The 19448-nt window shown below is 65.1% G+C and carries 19 protein-coding genes; 10 read left to right on the plus strand and 9 right to left on the minus strand.

The genetic code is table 11. The annotated features are described in order from the left end of the window. The first annotated feature begins 7 nt into the window (after positions 1-7). The 6 genes from F595_RS12360 (at position 8) to F595_RS0102405 (ending at position 8920) form a co-directional block, all read left to right on the plus strand. Complete coding sequence (locus F595_RS12360; protein WP_022955270.1) at positions 8-3025, plus strand: SDR family NAD(P)-dependent oxidoreductase; 3018 nt, start codon at positions 8-10, stop codon at positions 3023-3025. A 61-nt stretch (positions 3026-3086) separates the two neighbouring features. Continuing rightward, positions 3087-4268 carry a lipid-transfer protein gene (locus F595_RS0102385; RefSeq protein WP_022955271.1) on the plus strand — a complete coding sequence of 394 codons (1182 nt, stop codon included), beginning with the start codon at positions 3087-3089 and terminating at the stop codon, positions 4266-4268. Then, positions 4261-5457 carry an alpha/beta hydrolase family protein gene (locus F595_RS0102390; RefSeq protein WP_022955272.1) on the plus strand — a complete coding sequence of 399 codons (1197 nt, stop codon included), beginning with the start codon at positions 4261-4263 and terminating at the stop codon, positions 5455-5457. The genes F595_RS0102385 and F595_RS0102390 overlap by 8 nt, the downstream gene beginning before the upstream one ends. Positions 5458-5634: 177 nt before the next feature. Next, a complete protein-coding gene (locus F595_RS0102395) occupies positions 5635-6774 on the plus strand; it encodes an acyl-CoA dehydrogenase family protein (RefSeq protein WP_156873782.1) in 1140 nt (379 codons plus the stop codon). Positions 6775-6926: 152 nt separating this feature from the next. Further along, entirely contained in the window at positions 6927-7577 is a 651-nt protein-coding gene (locus tag F595_RS0102400; protein ID WP_022955274.1) for a 1-acyl-sn-glycerol-3-phosphate acyltransferase, read from the plus strand. A gap of 122 nt (positions 7578-7699) precedes the next feature. After that, positions 7700-8920: a DUF445 domain-containing protein gene (locus tag F595_RS0102405; RefSeq protein WP_022955275.1), complete on the plus strand. Its 1221-nt coding sequence runs from the start codon at positions 7700-7702 to the stop codon at positions 8918-8920. 45 nt (positions 8921-8965) lie between these two features. Here the strand turns inward: F595_RS0102405 and F595_RS0102410 are convergent, their stop codons facing one another. Beyond that, positions 8966-9619, minus strand: a complete 654-nt coding sequence (locus tag F595_RS0102410) for a trimeric intracellular cation channel family protein (protein ID WP_022955276.1) — start codon at positions 9617-9619, stop codon at positions 8966-8968. Between the two features lie 31 nt (positions 9620-9650). Continuing rightward, positions 9651-10547: a YicC/YloC family endoribonuclease gene (locus tag F595_RS0102415; protein WP_022955277.1), complete on the minus strand. Its 897-nt coding sequence runs from the start codon at positions 10545-10547 to the stop codon at positions 9651-9653. A gap of 67 nt (positions 10548-10614) precedes the next feature. Here F595_RS0102415 and rph point away from each other — a divergent pair, with 67 nt between their 5' ends. The 3 genes from rph (at position 10615) to F595_RS12365 (ending at position 13400) form a co-directional block, all read left to right on the plus strand. Continuing rightward, a complete protein-coding gene (gene rph, locus F595_RS0102420; RefSeq protein WP_022955278.1) occupies positions 10615-11331 on the plus strand; it encodes a ribonuclease PH in 717 nt (238 codons plus the stop codon). A 169-nt stretch (positions 11332-11500) separates the two neighbouring features. Continuing rightward, positions 11501-12376, plus strand: a complete 876-nt coding sequence (locus F595_RS0102425) for a M24 family metallopeptidase (protein ID WP_022955279.1) — start codon at positions 11501-11503, stop codon at positions 12374-12376. A 64-nt stretch (positions 12377-12440) separates the two neighbouring features. Further along, the gene (locus tag F595_RS12365; RefSeq protein WP_022955280.1) at positions 12441-13400 is read left to right on the plus strand and encodes a metal-dependent hydrolase; all 960 of its coding nucleotides are present in this window, start codon (positions 12441-12443) and stop codon (positions 13398-13400) included. 54 nt (positions 13401-13454) lie between these two features. Here the strand turns inward: F595_RS12365 and F595_RS0102435 are convergent, their stop codons facing one another. Together F595_RS0102435 and F595_RS0102440 are read right to left on the minus strand one after the other, a co-directional pair. Then, complete coding sequence (locus F595_RS0102435; RefSeq protein WP_022955281.1) at positions 13455-14051, minus strand: class I SAM-dependent methyltransferase; 597 nt, start codon at positions 14049-14051, stop codon at positions 13455-13457. 17 nt (positions 14052-14068) lie between these two features. Further along, complete coding sequence (locus tag F595_RS0102440) at positions 14069-14836, minus strand: exodeoxyribonuclease III (RefSeq protein ID WP_022955282.1); 768 nt, start codon at positions 14834-14836, stop codon at positions 14069-14071. A 91-nt stretch (positions 14837-14927) separates the two neighbouring features. On the opposite strand from F595_RS0102440, the gene F595_RS0102445 reads away from it, so the two are divergent. Then, entirely contained in the window at positions 14928-15818 is an 891-nt protein-coding gene (locus F595_RS0102445; protein ID WP_022955283.1) for a haloalkane dehalogenase, read from the plus strand. Between the two features lie 11 nt (positions 15819-15829). Here the strand turns inward: F595_RS0102445 and F595_RS0102450 are convergent, their stop codons facing one another. The 5 genes from F595_RS0102450 to F595_RS0102470 form a co-directional block, all read right to left on the minus strand. Beyond that, positions 15830-16231 (minus strand): type II TA system antitoxin MqsA family protein, encoded by a 402-nt coding sequence (locus F595_RS0102450; RefSeq protein ID WP_022955284.1) that lies wholly within the window; start codon positions 16229-16231, stop codon positions 15830-15832. A 1-nt stretch (position 16232) separates the two neighbouring features. Then, positions 16233-16529 (minus strand): type II toxin-antitoxin system MqsR family toxin, encoded by a 297-nt coding sequence (locus tag F595_RS0102455; protein WP_022955285.1) that lies wholly within the window; start codon positions 16527-16529, stop codon positions 16233-16235. 185 nt (positions 16530-16714) lie between these two features. After that, positions 16715-17593 (minus strand): pirin family protein, encoded by an 879-nt coding sequence (locus F595_RS0102460; protein ID WP_022955286.1) that lies wholly within the window; start codon positions 17591-17593, stop codon positions 16715-16717. Positions 17594-17614: 21 nt separating this feature from the next. Further along, positions 17615-18889, minus strand: coding sequence for an MFS transporter (locus F595_RS12370; protein WP_022955287.1), 1275 nt, complete (start codon positions 18887-18889; stop codon positions 17615-17617). A gap of 3 nt (positions 18890-18892) precedes the next feature. Then, positions 18893-19402: a putative periplasmic lipoprotein gene (locus F595_RS0102470; RefSeq protein WP_022955288.1), complete on the minus strand. Its 510-nt coding sequence runs from the start codon at positions 19400-19402 to the stop codon at positions 18893-18895. Positions 19403-19448 lie beyond the last annotated feature (46 nt).

A 19448-nucleotide genomic window follows, 5' to 3' on the forward strand; every position in this document is an offset into this window, starting at 1 on the left:
ATTCACCATGTCCAATCTGCGTTTTGACGGCCGCGTCGCCATTGTCACCGGCGCCGGCAACGGCCTCGGCCGCTCTCATGCCCTGCTGCTCGGCTCGCTCGGTGCCAAGGTCGTGGTCAACGACCTCGGCGGCGGTGCCCACGGTGACGGCAAGTCCTCGGCCGCTGCCGACAAGGTGGTCGAGGAGATCAAGGCCCTCGGCGGCGACGCCGTTGCCAACTACGATTCGGTGGAGAACGGCCAGGCCATCGTGCAGACGGCGCTGGACGCCTTCGGCACCGTCGACATCGTCATCAACAACGCCGGCATCCTGCGTGATGTCAGCTTCCAGAAGATGACCCAGGGCGACTGGGATCTCATCCTCAAGGTTCACCTGACCGGCTCCATGAGCGTGTCGCACGCGGCCTGGCCGATCATGCGCGACAAGGGCTACGGCCGCATCATCATGACCACGTCGGCGGCCGGTCTCTACGGCAACTTCGGCCAGGCCAACTACTGCGCCGCCAAACTCGGTCTTGCCGGTCTCGCCAACTGCCTGGCCGAGGAAGGCCGTGCCAAGGGCATCCACGTCAACACCATCGCGCCCATCGCGGCCTCGCGCCTGACCGAGACCGTGATGCCGCCGGAGTTGCTCGCCAACCTCAAGCCGGAGAAGGTCAGCCCGCTGGTGGCCTGGCTCTGCCACGAGGACTGCGAGGAAACCAAGGGCATCTTCGAGGTCGGGGCCGGCTACATCGCCAAGCTGCGCTGGGAGCGTACCCAGGGCCATGCCTTCCCGCTCACCAAGGCCATCAGCGTCGATGACCTGGCCGCCAAGTGGGACCGGATCACCGATTTCTCCGTCGCGGATCATCCGGGCAACGTCAACGACTCGTTTGCGCCCATCCTGCACAACATCAACAACCCCAGCCTCGGCGGCAACGAGTTCATCGACCTCGACGAGGCGAAGAAAGGCGAGCTGGTGCTGGAGAACAGCTACGACGAGCGTGACATCGCGCTCTACGCCCTCGGCGTCGGCGCCGCCCGTGACCCCATGGACAGCACTGAACTCGGCTATGTCTACGAGCTGGGCAGTGACTTCCGCGTGCTGCCGACCTACGGCGTGATGCCGCAGTCCAATGCCATGCTGGCGGCGGCCAAGGCCGGCGGCCTCAAGCTGCCGGGCATGAACTTCGGCTTCGATCGCCTGCTGCACGGCGAGCAGTACACCGAGATCAAGCGCCCGCTGCCGCCGAGCGCCAGGCTCAAGCATGTCTTCAAGTTCAAGGAAGCCTTCGACAAGGCGCCGAATGCCGTGGTGACCTTTGCCGTGCACACCCTGGACGAGGACGGCGAGGAGATCGCCTACAACGAGATGACCTCGTTCGTGAAGGGTGCCGGCGGCTGGGGTGGCGACCGGGGCCCTTCCGCGGACATCAACGTGCCGCCGTCACGCGAGCCGGATGCTGTCATCGAGGAGAAGACCGACGCCAACCAGACCCTGCTGTATCGTCTGTCCGGCGACTGGAACCCGTTGCACGCCGATCCGGCCTTCGCCAAGGCCTTCGGCTTCGAGAAGCCCATCCTGCATGGCATGTGCACCTACGGCTACTGCGGTCGCCATGTCGTGAAGGCGTTCTGCGGCAACGATCCGCGCCGCTTCAAGAGCATCAAGGTGCGCTTCGCCAAGAGCGTGTTCCCCGGCGAAACCCTGGTCACGAAGATGTGGAAGGAGTCGGACACCCGCATCGTGTTCGAGACGTCGGTGAAGGAGCGTGGCGAGGTCGTCATCAAGAACGCCGCCGTCGAGCTCTATGCCGAGATTCCGGCGGCGAAGCAGGCCAAGACGGCCCCTGCGGCGACGGCTGCAGCCGCAGGCGTGGAAGAGGGCGTGACCGTGGCTGACGTGTTCGCCGGCATCAAGGCGTTTGTCGCGGCGAAGCCGGAACTGGTCGAGCAGACCAGGACCACGTTCCAGTTCGTGTTCCACAAGCCCGAATCAACCTGGTTCATCGATCTCAAGAACGCGGCCGGCGCCGTCGGCAGCGGCACGATCGACAAGCCGGACGTGACCATCGAGCTGGATGCCGAGCACACCGGCACGCTGTTCGGGGGCGATCTGGGCGCCGTGCAGAAGCTCTACTTCGGCGGCAAGATGAAGGTGCATGGCAATGTCATGGCCTCGAACAAGCTCACCGTGCTGTCGGGCATGGACAAGGCCCTGGTCGAGCAGGCGCGTGCCGCGCGTGTCGCCGCCGGCGCATCCACTGCGTCAGCCGCGACAGCTTCCGCGCCTGTGGCGCCCGCAGCGGAGCAGGGCGTGACACTGGCGGATGTCTTTGGCGGCATCCGGCGCTTCGTCGACGCCAATCCGGCGCTGGTGGAGCAGACCAAGACCTCCTTCCAGTTCAATTTCCAGAATCCGGAGTCGAGCTTCTTCATCGATCTCAAGAACGCGCCCGGTTCAGTCGGTGCCGGTCAGGCCGTGAAGCCTGACGTGACCATCGCGCTCGACGCCAAGTACGCGGACACCCTGTTTGGCGGCGATCTGGCGGCCGTGCAGAAGCTGTTCTTCGGCGGTCAGCTCAAGATCAGCGGCAATGTCATGGCATCGAACAAGCTGACCGTGCTGTCGGGCATGGACAAGGCCCTGGTCGAGCAGGCCCGTCAGGCCCGTCTCGCCAGCGGCGAGACCGCGGCACCGGCCGCAGCCGCCGCGGCGGCAACGCGCGAGCTGTTCGCCGATCGCCTGTTCGCGGCGCTGGGCGAGAAGCTGGCGGCCGGGCAGCTGGATACCCGTCTGAACACGGTGCTGCAGTTCAATGTCACGGATGCCGAAACGAGCTGGTCGGTGGACTTCGGCGCCGGTCAGGTGGCGAAGGCGGCTGCCGCCGCACCCGCAGCAACCATCGGTCTCAGTGACGACACGCTCAAGGCCTTGGCCGAGGGTGCCGATCTGGCAGCCCTGCACCAGAAAGGCGACTTGCGTGTCGATGGCGATGTCCTGCTGGCGCGCGAACTGAACTGTCTGGCCGGACTGGCCTGAGCGATCCTCCGGGTGGCGGCTGCCGCCCGGAGACACCCCACGAATTCGAGAGGAAAACACCATGAAGCGTCGCGTCAATGTCATCGGCGTAGGCATGACCAAGTTCGCCAAGCCCGGCGCCAGCGCCGACTATCACGTGATGGCCGCTGAAGCGGGCCGTCTGGCCCTCGCCGATGCCGGCGTCAGCTATGACCGCATCCAGCAGGCCTACACCGGCTATGTCTACGGCGACTCCTGCAGCGGCATGCGTGCCGTCTACGAGATCGGCCTCACCGGCATTCCCATCTTCAACGTCAACAGCAACTGCTCGACCGGCTCCAGCGCGCTCTACCTCGGCCGCCAGGCCATCGAGAACGGCGCTGCCGAGTGCGTGCTGGTGGTGGGCTTCGAGAAGATGGAAAAGGGCGCGCTGGGCGCCAAGTTCAATGACCGCGAGTCGTCCATGTCGCTGCATGCCCAGGTCATGCTGGACGCCCAGGGCTTCACCAGTGCGCCCCCTGCCGCGCAGATGTTCGGCGGTGCCGGTCGTGAATACCGCTGGAAGCACGGCACCCGCAAGGAGACCTTCGGCAAGATCGCCGAGAAGGCGCGCCAGCATGCCAGCCGCAACCCCTACGCCCTGTTCGGCCAAGTGCTGTCACTGGACGAGATCATGGCATCGGACGAGGTCTTCGATCCGCTGACGCGCTTCCAGTGCTGTCCGCCGACCTGCGGCGCCGGCGCTGCCGTGCTCTGTTCGGACGAGTTCGCGGCGAAGCTGGGCATCAGCAATCCGGTCTACATCGCGGCCCAGGCCATGACCACCGATTTCCCGAGCAGCGTCAACGAGAACTCGATGATCAAGATGGTCGGCTACGACATGGCCAAGGCGGCGGCGAGCCAGGTCTACGAGGCGGCCGGCATCGGTGCCGAGGATGTCGACGTGGTGGAGTTGCACGACTGCTTCACGGCCAACGAGCTGCTGACCTACGAGGCCCTCGGCCTGTGTCCGGAAGGGGGCGCCGAGAAGTTCATCTGGGACGGTGACAACACCTACGGTGGCCAGGTCGTCACCAACCCGTCCGGCGGCCTGCTGTCCAAGGGACACCCGCTGGGCGCCACCGGTCTGGCGCAGTGCACGGAGCTGGTCTGGCAGCTGCGCGGCACCGCCGACCAGCGCCAGGTGTCCGGCGCACGCATTGCGCTGCAGCACAACCTGGGGCTGGGCGGCGCCTGCGTGGTGACGATGTATCGCCGTGACTGAACGTCTGGCGTGCGCAGCGACACAGGCTGGTCCGGCGACCCCGGGTCAGCCGTGGTGGCAGGCCTTGCCGGTGGATTATCACCGGCATGACCCGCGCACGCCGGCGCATGACGATCATCCCGTCAAGGTGGCCCTGTCGGCGTCGCTGGACTACGTGCTGCGCACCGGTCTGGCGAGTGCCGTCGGTACTGCCATGCTGCCGCACTTCGGCCCGCGCGGCATCGCCCGGGAAAAGTCGCTGATGCCGTTCTACCAGGCACTGGCTGACCGGGGCGAGCGCGAGGCGGTCTTCATCGAGCCGCCACGCCAGTTCAGCTATTCGCGCGAGCGCCTGCGCGACGACGGACTGGCAGCCCTGGGCGGCTGCGCCGACCAGCTCTGTTTCGACAGCACCTTCGAGGCCCTGAATCCGGCCGTGCGCGCCGCCTATGCCCGCCACACCCGCAACCGTCGCGTGCCGGTTCGGCACTGGACGCATGGTGACCGGCCGCGCCGCACCCTGATCTTCGTGCACGGTTACTCGCTGGATGCCTACTGGGTCAATCGCGCCATGTTCTCGCTGCGCTGGTTCTTCCGCCAGGGCTGGGACATCGCGCTGTTCACCTTGCCGTTCCACGGGGCCAGGCGCGGTCGCTTCGATCCGTTCAGCGGCTTCGGCTATTTCAGCCACGGCATCGCGCAGACCAGCGAGGCCATGCTGCAGTCCATCCACGAGCTGCGCATGCTCATGCATTACCTGGAGCGGCGCGGCGTGCCCGGCATGGGCATTTCGGGGCTCAGCCTGGGCGGCTACCTGAGCGCGCTGCTGGCGGCGGTGGATGACCGTCTGGCGTTTGCCATTCCCAATGCCGCCGTGGTCTCGCCCGCCGACATGCTGATGGAGTGGCCGCCACTGAGCACGCTGATTTCGCCGGCCCTGCCCCTGGTCGGGCTGGACCTGCCCACGCTGCGACATGCCATGGCCGTGCATTCGCCGCTGACCTGGCGGCCGCTGCTTGATCCGGACCGTCTGCTCATCATTGCCGGGGCGGGCGACCGCTTCACCGGTCCGCGCTACCAGCATCTGCTGCATCGGCACTGGGCCGGCAGCCAGCTGCACTGGTTCCCCGGCAACCACGTGCTGCACCTGCACCAGCGCGACTATCTGCGCCTGATGCGCGACTTCATGGCGCGCTGCCTGCCGGCGTGAGCATTTATGTCATGACCCGTGAGTCATTGTGTCCTTGACCCCTCGGTCAGCCCTGCGTAAAACGGCGCACAAGCCATACGACCGTCTTGTTTCCGGTCCGACACCCACGGCTTCAGCAACCCCTTTTACGGAGAGACAGACATGAGCGGTCTGCACATACCCACCCCGATGAACCCGATGATCCCGCGTACCCTGTTCGGCCCGGAGCACGAGGACTTCCGTCGCACCGCACGCCGCTTCTTCGAGGAAGAGCTGGCGCCGCACCGCGAGAAGTGGGAAGAGCAGCAGCACATCGACCGTCACCTGTGGAACAAGGCCGGCGAACTCGGCCTGCTTTGCCCGACCATGCCGGTCGAGTACGGCGGCTCCGGCGTGGACCGTCTCTACAGTGTCATCCTGATGGAAGAGCAGGCCCGCGCCGGCGACTCCGCCTCGGGCTTCTCGCTGCACTCCGACATCGTCGCCAACTACCTGCTCAACTTCGCCACCGAGGAGCTGAAGCAGAAGTGGCTGCCGAAGATGTGCTCCGGCGAGGCCGTGGGCTCCATCGCCATGACCGAGCCGGGCACCGGCTCCGACCTGCAGGCCGTGCGCACCACCGCGGTGGCCGACGGTGACGATTACATCGTCAATGGCTCGAAGATCTTCATCACCAACGGCTACCTGTGCGACATCGCCGTGGTCGTGGTCAAGACCGGCGATCCCAGCAAGGGTGCCGAGAGCATCTCGCTGCTGCTGATCGAGGCCGACCGCCCCGGCTTCAGCAAGGGCCGTCCGCTGAAGAAGGTCGGCATGCGTGGCCAGGACACCTGCGAGCTGTTCTTCGACAACGTGCGCGTGCCCAAGTCCAACCTGATCGGCATGGAAGGCATGGGCTTCATCATGCTGATGAAGGAGCTGGCCTGGGAGCGTCTGATGATCGGCATCATGTGTGCTGCCGGTGCCGAGTCCGTGCTCGCCCATACCCTGGACTACGTACGTCAGCGCAAGGTCTTCGGCAAGCCGGTGGCGGCTTACCAGAACACCCGCTTCAAGCTCGCCGAGCTGCGTTCGGAAGTGCAGATCGCGCGCATCTTCATCGACCGCTGCATCGAGGAGCAGATCAAGGGCACCCTGCAGGTCGATGCTGCTGCTGCTTCCAAGTACTGGGTTTCCGACCTGCTGTCCAAGGTCGTCGACGAGTGCGTGCAGCTGCATGGCGGTTACGGCTTCATGCTCGAGTATCCGGTGGCCCAGGCTTACATCGACACGCGCGCCAACCGCATCTACGGCGGTACCAACGAGATCATGAAGGAACTTATCTCGCGTACCTTCTGATCGCGCCAGATCGTCGCATCATGAAAACCCCCGGCCAGCCGGGGGTTTTTCATGATGGCTGCACAGCTGTACTCATTTCGTCTGCCGGTGATTGCTGTTCTTCCCGATCAGCCAGTACAGTGCCATCACCCATTGCCTGCCAGGGAATCCGCATGTCCGCCACCACACCCACCAACGACCCCGTGATCACTGCCGAGCTGCTCGGGCCCGAGGTGCCGCGTCGTGGCACGCCGTTTACCCAGCGTCTCGGGCTGCTCTGGCTCAGGGCCATGGGCTGGAAGGTCACGGGTGCCGTCCCCACCCATGGCAAGGCACTGATGATCGGTGCGCCCCACACCTCGAACCGGGACGGTCTGGTGGCCGCCGCCACCATCATGGCGCTGCGTCTCAACATCACCGTGCTGGCCAAGGCCGAGTTGTTCAAGGGGCCGGTGGGCGCGTTCTTCCGCTGGGCCAATGTCATGCCGGTGTATCGCAACAGCAGCAAGGGCGGTCAGGTCGAGCAGGTGGTGGCACGCTTTGCCCAGCCGGGCTCGATCTACATCGGCATTGCTCCCGAGGGCACGCGTCACAGCGCTGAAGAGTGGAAGCTGGGTTTCTACTACATGGCGCATCGCGCCCGGGTGCCCATCATTCCCTTCATCCTGGATTTCGGCCGCAGGGAGCTGCGCATCACCGAGGCCTTCTTCACCACGGGTGACAAGGAGGCTGATCTGGCGGCACTGCAGGCGCGCTACCGTGACGTGATTCCGGCAAATCCGGCGCGTCTGTCCGGACCGCTGAGGCGCCTGAGCGGACAGTGATTTCGGTCTCGCACCGAAGCTTCGCACCTTATACACTTGTCGAATTGACGGCCCGTCACGCGGGCCTGCGGCGCTGAGCGCCAGCCCCGCCCGACGACCCAAAAGAACACGGAACACCGCTCATGGATGCGTTGATCGCTGATTTCAAAGCCGACATGTGGCTTTACATCTCCATTCCCTTCATCAGCGGCCTGATCGGCTACGTCACCAAGGTGGTGGCGATCAAGATGATGTTCCAGCCCATCGAGTTCTGGGGCATCAAGCCGTTTCTGGGCTGGCAGGGCATCGTGCCGCGCAAGGCCGAGAAGATGGCCACCATTGCGGTCGACCTGATGACCGAGCGCCTGATCAAGCCCGAGGAAATCTTCGCGCGTCTGGATCCGGCCCGCATCGCGCGCGAAATCGAAGTGCCGATGATGGAGGCCTCCGAGGACATCGTGCGCGAGGTCATGCAGGAATACCAGCCCGGACTCTGGGAGGGCATGCCCGAGTTCATGCGCCAGCGCATCATCAAGCGCGTCAAGGGCGAGGCACCCAAGATCGTGGCTTCGATCATGGGCGAGGTGCAGGTCAACGTGTCGCGCTACTTCGACATCCGTCACATGGTCATCAGCAACCTCAAGAAGGACAAGAAGCTCCTCAACGAGATCTTCCAGCGTGTCGGCAAGCAGGAGCTGAAGTTCTTCTGCAAGGCCGGGTTCTACTTCGGCTTCATCATCGGTCTGGTGCAGATGGTGTGCTGGCTGGTGTGGCGCGAGCCCTGGATGCTGCCCGCCTTCGGCGGCTTCGTTGGGTTGTTCAGTGACTGGCTGGCGCTGCAGATGCTGTTCCGTCCGCTGAATCCGAAAAAGCTCTTTGGCTATACCCTGCATGGCCTGTTCCTCAAGCGCCAGCAGGAGGTCGCCGGTGACTATGCCGCGCTGATCTCGAAGCAGATGCTCACGCCCGGCATCATGATGGAGGAGCTGTTCAGCGGCCCGCGCTCCGATCGCGTCATCCAGCTGCTGCAGAAGCAGGTCCGCCGCGTCGTCGACGAGCAGGCCGGCGTGGCCCGTCCACTGGTGCTGTACGCGGTCGGTACCAGCCGCTACATCGAGATGAAGCAGCACATTGCCGACCGCATTCTCGAGCGTCTGCCGGAAACCATGAAGCACATGGAGGAGTACGCCGAGGACGCCATGGACGTGCGCAACACCCTGATCACGCGCATGCGCATGCTCACCCCGACCGAGTTCGAGGGCATGCTGCGTCCCGCGTTCAAGGAAGAGGAATGGATTCTCATCACCGTCGGCGCCGTGCTCGGCTTCATGGTGGGCGAGATGCAGATCCAGTTCATGCTGTAACGCCAATCGGGCGCCTGCGGGCGCCCGATGTCATTGCGGGCCGTCTCAGTCCCAGCGCCCGTGATAGGAGAAGGTCGGCAGCCTCCAGCCATGGCGCAAGGCCAGCAGGCGGAAGCTGAAGCCGATGATGAAGCAGAGCAGGGTGTTGATGTCGCTGTCGATGCCCCAGCTGCGCATGATCAGGAACAGCGCGCAGACCAGCAGCGAGACGCTGGCATAGAGCTCGCGACAGAACACGATGGGTACCTGGTTGCAGAGCACGTCACGCAGGATGCCGCCGCAGATCCCGGTGATCATGCCGGACAGGATCACCACCATCGGCGCATAACCCAGGTTCAGTGCCACGCTGCAGCCGATCAGCGAGAACGCCACCAGTCCCAGGGCATCAAGCACCAGGAACAGGCGCTGCAACCGGTGCAGGTAGCGCGCCACCAGCGTGGTCAGCAAGCCTGCGCCCAGAACCAGGTAGACGTATTCCGGGTGCTGGGTCCAGCCGATCGGGTAGTTGCCCAGGGTCACGTCGCGGATGGTTCCGCCGCCGAGCGCGGTCACGAACGCGATCACCGCGACCCCGAAGATGTCCATGTTGCGACGGCCGGCGGCCAGCGCACCGGACATGGCTTCGGCCGTGATGGCCACCAGGTACACCGCCAGCAGCAGGTCGAAGGACGCCAGAGCCGACGCCAGTTGATCAGTCATGCGGAAAATCCTTGTCGCTGTCCGGTGCGGCTCATTCGATGTTCTGGATCTGCTCGCGCATCTGCTCGATCAGCACCTTGAGCTCGACGGAGGACCAGGCGCTGTCGGCGGTCACTGCCTTGGAGCCCAGGGTGTTGGCCTCGCGGTTGAGCTCCTGCATGAGAAAGTCCAGGCGCCGGCCGATGGCGCCGCCGCCGGTCAGCACGCGACGGATCTCGGCCAGATGGGCCAGCACACGATCAAGCTCCTCGGCGACATCCAGCTTCTGCGCAAACAGCACCACTTCCTGCTCCACGCGCTCGGCGGCCAGTTCGGCCTTTGCCTCGCGGATGCGCTCCAGCAAGCGCTCGCGGTAGTGCGCGAGGATGCCGGGCAGGCGATCCTGAACAGCGGACACTTCCCGGGCCACACCCTGCAGGCGCTGCTCGACCAGCGCCGTGAGGGCGCAGCCCTCGCGCGCGCGCATGGCGAGGAAGTCCGCCAGTGCCTGTGTCAGCAAGGCCTCGGCGGTGGCGGTCAGCGCCGTGGCATCGGCCTCCTGCGTGCGCAACACGCCGGGCAGGCGCAGCAGCGCGACCGGATCGACCGGGCCGACATGACGTGCCAGGTCCTCGATCTCGTGCGCTGCCTGCAACAGCTGCCTGACCCGCTCCTGGTCCAGCACCACGCCGTCGGCCAGGCTGTCGCCGGCGTCCAGGCGCAGGGTCAGTTCGACCTTGCCGCGACCTATCTGCTGCCGCAGTCGCTCCCGCCATGAATGCTCGAGGTCGCGCAGGACATCGGGCAGGCGCAGGGTCAGCTCGAGATGACGGCTGTTGACCGAGCGCAGCTCGACGCTGAGCTGGCCGAAGGGGCCGTGCTGCATGGCCCGCGCGAAGGCGGTCATGCTGCGGACCGGACCTGCCTCCGGATGATTCGGGACGGACATGACTGCGATACTCCGGGGGTGGCAAGGGTATACTTGCCCATCTTACCGCCGTCATCAGGAATAACCCATGCGTCCTTCCGGTCGTCTCCCCGATCAGCTTCGTGCCGTCACCCTGATCCGTCATTACACCTGTCATGCCGAAGGGTCGGTGCTGGTCGAGTTCGGCAACACCAAGGTGCTGTGCACGGCCACCGTGGAGCCGGGCGTTCCGCGCTGGCTCAAGGGCAAGGGCGAGGGCTGGATCACCGCCGAATACGGCATGCTGCCGCGCTCCACACACACCCGCAACGCACGCGAGGCGAGCAAGGGCAAGCAGGGTGGTCGCACCCTGGAGATCCAGCGCCTGATCGGCCGTTCGCTGCGTGCCATGGTCGATCTCAGGAAGCTCGGCGAGAACACCATCACCATCGACTGCGACGTGCTGCAGGCAGATGGCGGCACCCGCACGGCCGCGATCACCGGCGGTGCGGTGGCGCTGGTCGATGCGCTCAGCTTCCTGCTCGAGAAGAAGGCCATCAAGCAGGACCCGCTGCTGGGCCTGGTCGCGGCAATTTCGGTAGGCATCGTCAAGGGCGTGCCGGTTCTGGATCTGGATTACGTCGAGGATGTCGACTGCGATACCGACATGAACGTGGTCATCAACCAGCATGGCGGCATCATCGAGCTGCAGGGCACTGCCGAGGGCAAGCCGTTCTCGCGTGACGAGACCGTGGCCCTGCTGGATCTCGCCGAACTTGGCGTGGCCGAGCTGGTCAAGGCGCAACAGAAGGCCCTGAACTGGTAAGCCGCGCTGTGCAGTGGCGCGTTGCCGCGTTCAGGCGTATGGTCAAATAATGAGCTGTGCGCTTGAATGCGGCCATCTCCCGGTCAACGCCTGAATCAGATGCCAAGTCTGCTTCGGCTTGACTTTGGCGGCATTAAGCGTCCAATGGAGCCCCGCTCCGGAGGTTGCCATGTCTCACGCCGCTGCACGTCTCACCCCTGAGGACCTGGACGCCTTTCGCCGGGTTCAGCGCCTTGCCTACGAATGTGCCGAAACCATTGCCGGGGAGCTCAAGCCCGGCATGACCGAGCGTCGTGCCGCCGCCTTGCAGAAGACCTGGCTGCTTGACCATGGCGTCGATGACTGGTTTCACCAGCCCTTCGCCTGGTTCGGTGATCGTACCGCCTTTCGCGGCCTGGTCGGCGTCAAGCAGCTGGGCGGCTTCAACCCGGCGTTCTATCCCGGCTTCCGTCGTCTGGAAGAGGGCATGCCGTTCATTCTCGACTGCGCCCCCACGCTGCGCGGCTACACCGCCGACATCGGTTACTGTGGCGTGCTGGGCAGCCATCCGGTGCTGGATCGCATGATGGATGACCTGGCCGACTACCGTCGCCTGATTCTCGACATGGCCAAGCAGCGCCGCCCGCTGTCCGAGATCAGCCAGGCTGTCGACGCCCTGTGCGCGCGCCAGGGTTATGACCCGCGCCACAAGGCCTACCCCTTCGAAACGCTGGCGCATCGCGTCGAGAAGCTCGAGGACGACGGCAAGAAGGATCATCTCAGCCTGTTCAACTTCGGCGTGCGCAACGTCACCGAACTGGTCAAGGACCGCTTCAAGGGTGCCAGCGAAGGCTGGTCGCCGATCTGGAACAGCAGCAAGCGCTCCGAGCATCCGCCGACCCCCGGTCTGTGGGCGGTAGAGCCGCACCTCGGGCTGGGCCCGGTGGGCGCCAAGTGGGAAGAGTTGCTGGTGGTGACGGAAGACGATGCCTTCTGGCTGGATGACGACGTGCCGCATGTGCGTCGCTGGCAGCAGCGCGGGCTCTGGCAGACCGCTGCCGCCTGAACATCACCGTATTTCACAGGGTTGCCGGCATCGTGTTGCCGGGTGTTTCGCAAGGAGAGTTGCCATGGCCGTAGTCAGCCTGCTCAAGAACGACAGCACCGTGTCCCATACGCAGGGACGCCTGGTGCCGCGCAAGGTCCGGTTCGACTGGTCGAAGACGCCGCTGGAGTGGATCCCCGGTCAGCCCTTTGCCAGCCATTTCATCAACGAGATCAACATGATCCTGCCGGCGGGCGAGTTCTGGTTCTGCCGTCTCTACAACAAGGTGCTGCCCTACGTGACCGATGACAAGCTGCGCGACGACGTGCAGCTGTTCATTCGCCAGGAGGCCATGCACGCGCGTGCCCATGGCAGCGCCATCGCCGAGTACCTGAAGGCGCACGGCATCGAGACCGAGCGCAACACCAAGATCATGGACTGGCTGTTCGAAAGCCTGCTCGCCGACCAGCCGCTGGGCATGAAGCTGCCGAAGTTCCTCGAGAAGGAGTGGCTGGTGTTTCGTCTCGGCATCATCGCCGCCGTCGAGCACATGACCTGCGTGCTCGGCAACTACGCGCTCGACAACCGCAACTGGGACAAGGTCGGTGCCGATGCCACCCTGCTCGATCTGCTGCGCTGGCACGGCGCCGAGGAGGTCGAGCATCGCAGCGTGGCGTTCGACCTCTACACCCACCTCGGTGGCGGCTACCTGTCGCGCTACTACCTGAGCTGCATCACGGTGCCGCTGGTGATCGGTCTCTGGGTGGATGGTGCCGCGCACCTCATGAACCAGGATCCGCGCTATGCCGGCGAGAACTTCAAGGCCTGGAAGCCGGCGATCTGGCTGCGCTGGGCAAAGGAGAGCAAGGGTGGCCACCTGCCGCACCCGCTGGCACTGGCGACCTGGCAGCTGCCGTTCTTCAGTCCCTGGTACGACCCGGTCAAGGAAGGCTCGACCGAGAAGGCGCTGGCCTACCTGAACACATCACCGGCCGCCGCCGCCGCTGCCAGCAGCGGCCAGTCAGCACTCACGCTGGTGAAATGAGCGCCGGCAGGCAGCGGCTGGCCCGCTGCCTGCCCGTGTCGGCGTCTGGCCTGATCAGGTCTTTTCCGCCATGGCGACCGTGTAGACCTTGCCCTGCTTCAGCTTGTCGTAGTTTCCGAAGACTTCCTTCAGCGTGCGCGCCATGAATTCGCGCAGGCCGTTGATGGTCACCACGTAGAAGCGTCCGCCGGGCTTGAGGCGGGCCAGGCTGTCGTAGAGGAACAGGTAGTGCTGCTCCTTGCTGGCCTTGGCGGGCAGATTCGAGACGATGAGGTCAAAGCGGGCATCGGCGGGAATGTGCTGCAGGCCGTTGGAAAGCATGGCGCGGGCGTTGCCGATGCCGTTGGCGGCGCAGTTGCGGTTGGCGTATTCCACCGCCATGAAATCCTTGTCCACCATCAGGGTGCGCCCCTGCGGTGCCAGTCGCGCCAGTGTCATGCCGATCGGGCCGTAGCCGCAGCCGATGTCCAGGCAATCGGCATCCGCCGGAATCTCCATGTGCTCCAGCAGCAGCCGGGTGCCGTCATCGATGGCTTCCGGCGAAAAGATGCCCCAGGTGGTGTGAAAGGTCAGGGGCTGCCCGAGCAGGGTGTCCTGGAAGCGGATGTCCTGGCGCCAGCGCGCGAGGGTGTCTTTGTCGGGAGCGGCCATGAGGATCTCGCGGGTCGTTACAGGCGGTAATCGATGATCAGCGGCGCATGATCGGAGAACTTCTCACCCGTGTAAATGTCGGCAGCGACAATGTGCTCGCGCAGTTCCGGCGACACGATGTGGTAATCGATGCGCCACCCGACGTTGTTGGCATAGGCCTGGCCGCGATTGCTCCACCAGGTGTAGCGCTCGGGGCGCGGGTCGACGACGCGGAAGGCATCGACATAGCCGACCTGGTTGAACAGCTCGGTGAGCCAGGCCCGCTCATGCGGCAGAAAGCCCGAGTTCTTCAGGTTGCCTTTCCAGTTCTTCAGGTCGATTTCCTGGTGCGCGATGTTCCAGTCGCCGCAGATCACCAGTTTCTCGCCGGCCTCGCGGCGCGCACGCAGGATGGGCATCAGCGCCTTCAGGAAGTGATCCTTGCGTTCCTGGGCGGTGTCGGAGGCCGAGCCCGAGGGCAGGTAGAGCGAGACCACGGTCAGATCGCCGAAGCGTGCCTCCAGCCAGCGGCCTTCGCTGTCGCAGAGTTCGAAGCCGAGGCCGCTGCTGACCGCGTCCGGCTTCAGCCGCGAGTAGATCGCGGTGCCCGAGTAGCCGGGACGCACGGCATCGAAGAGATAACGGTGCCAGCCGGCCGGGTTGAACACCTCGCCGTCGAGCTGATGGGTCTGGGCCTTGGTTTCCTGGATGCACAGCACATCGGTGCCGGACTGCTCCAGCCAGGTGAAGAAGCCCTTGCTGGCGGCGGAGCGGATGCCGTTGAGGTTGGCGGAAACGATGCGCATGACGTGTTTTCCTGGGGCGTGCGGTTTGTTAGCGTCGAGGCACGTATCCAGCCCGAAAAGAGCACGCCCTGCAAGTGCCGGAGCTTCTGCCATGCCCGTGATCCGAACCCCTGACGAGCGCTTCGCCGGCCTCCCGGACTATCCGTTCGCGCCCAACCATCTCGAGGTCGCACCCGGCCTGCGCATGCACTACCTCGACGAGGGGCCGCGCGATGGCCGCGTGGTGCTGATGCTGCACGGCGAGCCGAGCTGGAGCTACCTCTATCGCCACATGATTCCGCCCGTGGTGGCCGCCGGCTGCCGCGTCATCGCGCCCGATCTGATCGGCTTCGGCAAGTCCGACAAGCTCACCGAGGTCGATGCCTACAGCTACCAGTCGCACATGGACTGGCTGACCGCGCTGGTGGAGCGGCTGGATCTTCGCGGGATCACCCTGGTCGGCCAGGACTGGGGCTCGCTGCTGGGCCTGCGCCTGGCCGCCGAGCTGGAGCCGCGCTTCGCCGCCATCGTGATCGGCAACGGCATGCTGCCTACCGGCGACCAGAAGGTGCCGCCGGCGTTCAGGCTGTGGCGGGCATTCGCCCTGCACAGCCCGTGGTTCCCGATCGGTCGCATCGTTTCTGGCGCCTGCCGACGCAGCCTGTCGGCCGCGGAGCGTGCCGCCTACGAGGCGCCGTTTCCGTCCTCGCGCTACACCGCTGCTGCCCGTGCTTTCCCGGCACTGGTGCCGACGCATCCGGATGACCCGGCGGCACCCGCCAACCGTCGTGCCTGGGAGGTGCTGTCGCGCTGGCAGAAGCCCTTCGTGACCGCCTTCAGCGATGGCGATCCGATCACCCGTGGCGGTGACCGCTACCTGCAGAAGCGCATTCCTGGCGCTCAGGGCATGCCACATGTGACCCTGCGTGGCGGTCACTTCCTGCAGGAGGATTCACCGCACGAGTTCGCGGCGGTGGTGCTGAAGGCGGTGGCGTTGGGGTGATCCGAACCTGCTCAGGCTGCCCTGACCTCGCTGAGCAGTTCAGGGTGGCGGTCCAGCAGCCGCAGCAGCTTTATCAGCGCCAGTGGCGGTCGGGTCTTGCCGGTTTCATAGCGGGAAAAGGCGTTGATGCCGCCCCCGAATATCTCGGCGGCCTCACGCTGATCAAGCTGCAGCTTTTTGCGCACTGCAGTGATGAAGGCTGGGTCGACCATTCCGGCATTGACCTGTTTGATGAATGTGGTGACGGCCTCTCCGAAATAATCGGCAGCGGCATTGTCCAGCACTAGCTCATCACAGGCCTGGCAATAGTCTCCGGTCACGGCGGGAATGACCGTGCGCTCGCCCTTGTAGACATAGGGTATGTCACGGACGCTGGAGGCCAGCTCGACACTGCCGCACTGCGGACATTTCATGTCACAGCTCCTTGAACGAAACGATAAGCAGGTCATCAACAACCGTCAGCTTGAGATACACAGCACCATAAGGCGTGCAAGGACGGTAAACGTCCTGCCAGATCGTGTGGTCTGCATGCGTGGTCATGCTCTTGTGGAAGTCCGAGCTACTCAGCGCCATGACCACGGCAACAACCCCCTGCCGATTAATTCCAAGCTCCGCTGCCCCGCTGACTGCACTGGCAGTCATTCGCACCTTGCCGTTCTTGACCAGGGTCTTGATTTTGGTCAGCGGACAGGCAGGGGTACGCTTCTCCATAAAATCTAACCTACTTGGTTATCAAGTCAATGCTTGCTTCCAAATAGGTAGACTATGAAAAGCGGTTTGGCGACCGGCTGCTCGAGAAACGATGTGCTCGGCCAGAGCTCTTCGCAGCGTGTTGGAAAGGAAGTCTGAATAGGCCCACCGCCAGAATTCGCAGGGGTCAATTTGGGTCATGCGTGTCACCACGGCGGCATCGGCGCACTCAGCCGCTCTCCGTCATAGTTTTTTACGTCGCCGAAATACGCTGCCCCCGCATTCCAGTCCGTGCACGCAGCCAGCAGTTCCTGCTTGCTGCGGCCGACGAAGTTCCACCACATCAGCAGCTCTTCCTGCAGTGGTGCGCCGCCGACCAGCACGGCACAGCTGCCAGCCTCTGCCTGCACGCTGACGATATCCCGCCCGATGTCCAGCACCAGCAGCGTTCCAGGCTCCAGCACCTCGCCATCCACGGTCAGCCGGCCGGTCAGCACCTGGATGCCATGCTCGTAATCCGGGCGCAGTGGCAATGCGGTCTGTGTCGCATCGGCGGCACGCAGCTCGGCGCCCACCAGCGGGCTGTGCACGTTTGCCGGTGACACCAGCCCCAGCAGCTCGCCGATGAACACGGTGACCTGCAGGCCCTGGTGCTGACAGGCGGGCAGCGTGTCGTGGTGCACGAAGGCAGGCTCGCCATGACGGGCGTGATCGGGCAGGGCGATCCAGAATTGCGCGCCGTGCAGACGTGGCGAGCGTGTGGCGGGTGACTCCTCGGAGTGGCTGATGCCGCGCCCCGAGGTCATCAGATTGAGCTGGCCCGGGCAGATGACCTGCACGCTGCCCAGGCTGTCGCGATGCAGGATCTCGCCCTCCAGCAGCCAGGTCACGGTCTGCAGACCGATGTGCGGGTGCGGGCCCACGCGCATGCCGTGGTCGGCGTGCACCTCGATGGGCCCGAAGTGATCCAGGAAGCACCAGGCGCCCACGGTGCGGCGACGCGCCATGGGCAGGGTGCGGGTGATGGTCATGCCATCGCCAAGAACGGTGGACTTGCCGACGAGGCGTTGGACGGGGCTGGTCATGGCGGAGCTCCTCCGGGCGGATCAGGCGGGATCATCCCCGCGCATGCAGGATGCCGACACGAACGCGATCAGCGCCAGTCCCAGCAGATAGAACACCACGTAAGTCGGCTGACCCTCATTGGCCTTGAGCAGGGCAGTGGCAATCATGGGGGCGAGGCCGCCGCCGAGCACGCCAGCCACCTGCACGCCCAGCGAAATGCCGCTGTAGCGGACCTCGGCCGGGAACTGGCGGGCGAACAGCAGCGACTCCGGCGCGTACATGAGCGGAAATACCACGCCCAGGGCCAGCACCAGCGCCAGCCAGACCAGGTCCATGTCGCGACTGCCCAGCAGCTGGAAGAAGGGGGCGACATACAGTGCCAGCAGCAGGACGCCGATCAGGTAGAGACGCTTCTGGCCGATGCGGTCCGACAGCCAGCCGGCCAGCGGCATGGTCAGCAGCGAGAGCAGGGCGCCGGCGGTGATGGCCGACAGCACCTGGTCCCGTGGCAGACCGAGCTGGCCGGTGGCATAGGCCAGCGCGAAGGTCGCCGACAGGTAGAACCAGGCGTTCTCGGCCATGCGCGCGCCGATCAGGGTCAGCACGCCACGCCGGTGCTCGCGCAGCACCACGGCGAGTGGCGCCTTGACCGGTGCGGCAGCGGTTTTCAGGCGTTCGAACTCGGGCGACTCCGGTACCCGGGCGCGGATCAGCCAGCCCACGCCCAGCAGCACCACGCTGGCCAGGAAGGGCAGGCGCCAGCCCCAGCTCAGCAGGTCCTCCTCGGGCAGCTGCGACACGGCAGCCATGGCCAGCGATGACAGCACCAGGCCGGCACCGACGCCGGTCTGCGGCAGGCTGCCGTAGAAGCCCTTGCGACCTTCCGGGGCGTGCTCCACCGCCATCAGCACGGCACCACCCCATTCGCCACCGACCGCCACGCCCTGCAGGAAGCGCAGCAGCGCCAGCAGGGCGGCGGCCCAGTAGCCGATGTGTTCGTAGGTGGGCAGCAGGCCGATGGCGATGGTGGGTACGCCCATCAGCAGCAGGGTGATGATGAGCATGGCCTTGCGACCGATGCGGTCACCGTAGTGGCCGAAGATCATGCCGCCCAGCGGGCGGCCGACAAAGCCCACGGCATAGGTGGCGAAGGCCGCGAACAGCCCGCTCAGCGGATCCATCTCCGGGAAGAACAGCCGGTTGAACACCAGCGCGGCGGCGGTGCCGTAAAGAAAGAAGTCGTACCACTCGATGGTGGTGCCGGCGAAGCTGGCCAGCCCCGCGATGCGGTGGTGCGAGCGTGCGCCGGCTGACACGACTCAGCTCACCTTGCGGCGATAGACCTTCTCGCCGTCGGCGAGGTCGCGAAAGATGGCGCCCTTCTCGTTCATGGCCTCGATCTCGAAACGGCGCACCTGGGTCGGCGATACGAAGCTGGCCGGATCGGACACGAACTGGTCCATGATCACGACACCATTCTCGATGCGCCACTTGAAGCGGATCTTCACCTTCACGTCGCTGGTCTGGCCGTCGTTGTAGACGTAGGTGGCGGTGGTGTAGCCGGTGGCGTTGCCGTCGGCGGTGAAGGTGGCTTCGCCATGCGGCGTGGTCGACTCAGGCGACTCGACGGCTTGCCAGGTGCCGAGAATGGCCTGGCGCCAGGCCAGGTCGTTGGCCGAGACGATGGTTTTCTGGGTCGAGGCGGCCATGCTGACGGATGCTTTCGGGGTGGCGCAGGCCGAGGTGGCGAGGGCGAGGGCGGTCAGGCCCAGGACAAGGGTGTGGCGCATGGTGTGCTTGGGCTCGTGCAGGTGAATTGACAGTGCCATGTTGTATCACGCGGGCGTGACGCACGGCAGGGGCTGGCGTGCTGTC

The sequence above is a fragment of the Perlucidibaca piscinae DSM 21586 genome (genome assembly GCF_000420045.1).
Classification (GTDB): domain Bacteria; phylum Pseudomonadota; class Gammaproteobacteria; order Pseudomonadales; family Moraxellaceae; genus Perlucidibaca; species Perlucidibaca piscinae.

What these genes read in the sequence shown, in the direction of transcription:
- F595_RS0102395 (WP_156873782.1), top strand. Translation starts at nt 5,635, where the DNA reads ATGATCCCGCGTACCCTGTTCGGCCCGGAGCACGAGGACTTCCGTCGC.
- F595_RS12365 (WP_022955280.1), top strand. Translation starts at nt 12,441, where the DNA reads ATGGCCGTAGTCAGCCTGCTCAAGAACGACAGCACCGTGTCCCATACG.
- F595_RS0102400 (WP_022955274.1), top strand. Translation starts at nt 6,927, where the DNA reads ATGTCCGCCACCACACCCACCAACGACCCCGTGATCACTGCCGAGCTG.
- F595_RS12360 (WP_022955270.1), top strand. Translation starts at nt 8, where the DNA reads ATGTCCAATCTGCGTTTTGACGGCCGCGTCGCCATTGTCACCGGCGCC.
- F595_RS0102425 (WP_022955279.1), top strand. Translation starts at nt 11,501, where the DNA reads ATGTCTCACGCCGCTGCACGTCTCACCCCTGAGGACCTGGACGCCTTT.
- F595_RS0102440 (WP_022955282.1), bottom strand. Translation starts at nt 14,836, where the DNA reads ATGCGCATCGTTTCCGCCAACCTCAACGGCATCCGCTCCGCCGCCAGC.
- F595_RS0102445 (WP_022955283.1), top strand. Translation starts at nt 14,928, where the DNA reads ATGCCCGTGATCCGAACCCCTGACGAGCGCTTCGCCGGCCTCCCGGAC.
- F595_RS0102450 (WP_022955284.1), bottom strand. Translation starts at nt 16,231, where the DNA reads ATGAAATGTCCGCAGTGCGGCAGTGTCGAGCTGGCCTCCAGCGTCCGT.
- F595_RS0102460 (WP_022955286.1), bottom strand. Translation starts at nt 17,593, where the DNA reads ATGACCAGCCCCGTCCAACGCCTCGTCGGCAAGTCCACCGTTCTTGGC.
- F595_RS0102415 (WP_022955277.1), bottom strand. Translation starts at nt 10,547, where the DNA reads ATGTCCGTCCCGAATCATCCGGAGGCAGGTCCGGTCCGCAGCATGACC.
- F595_RS0102405 (WP_022955275.1), top strand. Translation starts at nt 7,700, where the DNA reads ATGGATGCGTTGATCGCTGATTTCAAAGCCGACATGTGGCTTTACATC.
- rph (WP_022955278.1), top strand. Translation starts at nt 10,615, where the DNA reads ATGCGTCCTTCCGGTCGTCTCCCCGATCAGCTTCGTGCCGTCACCCTG.
- F595_RS0102410 (WP_022955276.1), bottom strand. Translation starts at nt 9,619, where the DNA reads ATGACTGATCAACTGGCGTCGGCTCTGGCGTCCTTCGACCTGCTGCTG.
- F595_RS0102385 (WP_022955271.1), top strand. Translation starts at nt 3,087, where the DNA reads ATGAAGCGTCGCGTCAATGTCATCGGCGTAGGCATGACCAAGTTCGCC.
- F595_RS0102470 (WP_022955288.1), bottom strand. Translation starts at nt 19,402, where the DNA reads ATGGCACTGTCAATTCACCTGCACGAGCCCAAGCACACCATGCGCCAC.
- F595_RS0102435 (WP_022955281.1), bottom strand. Translation starts at nt 14,051, where the DNA reads ATGGCCGCTCCCGACAAAGACACCCTCGCGCGCTGGCGCCAGGACATC.
- F595_RS0102455 (WP_022955285.1), bottom strand. Translation starts at nt 16,529, where the DNA reads ATGGAGAAGCGTACCCCTGCCTGTCCGCTGACCAAAATCAAGACCCTG.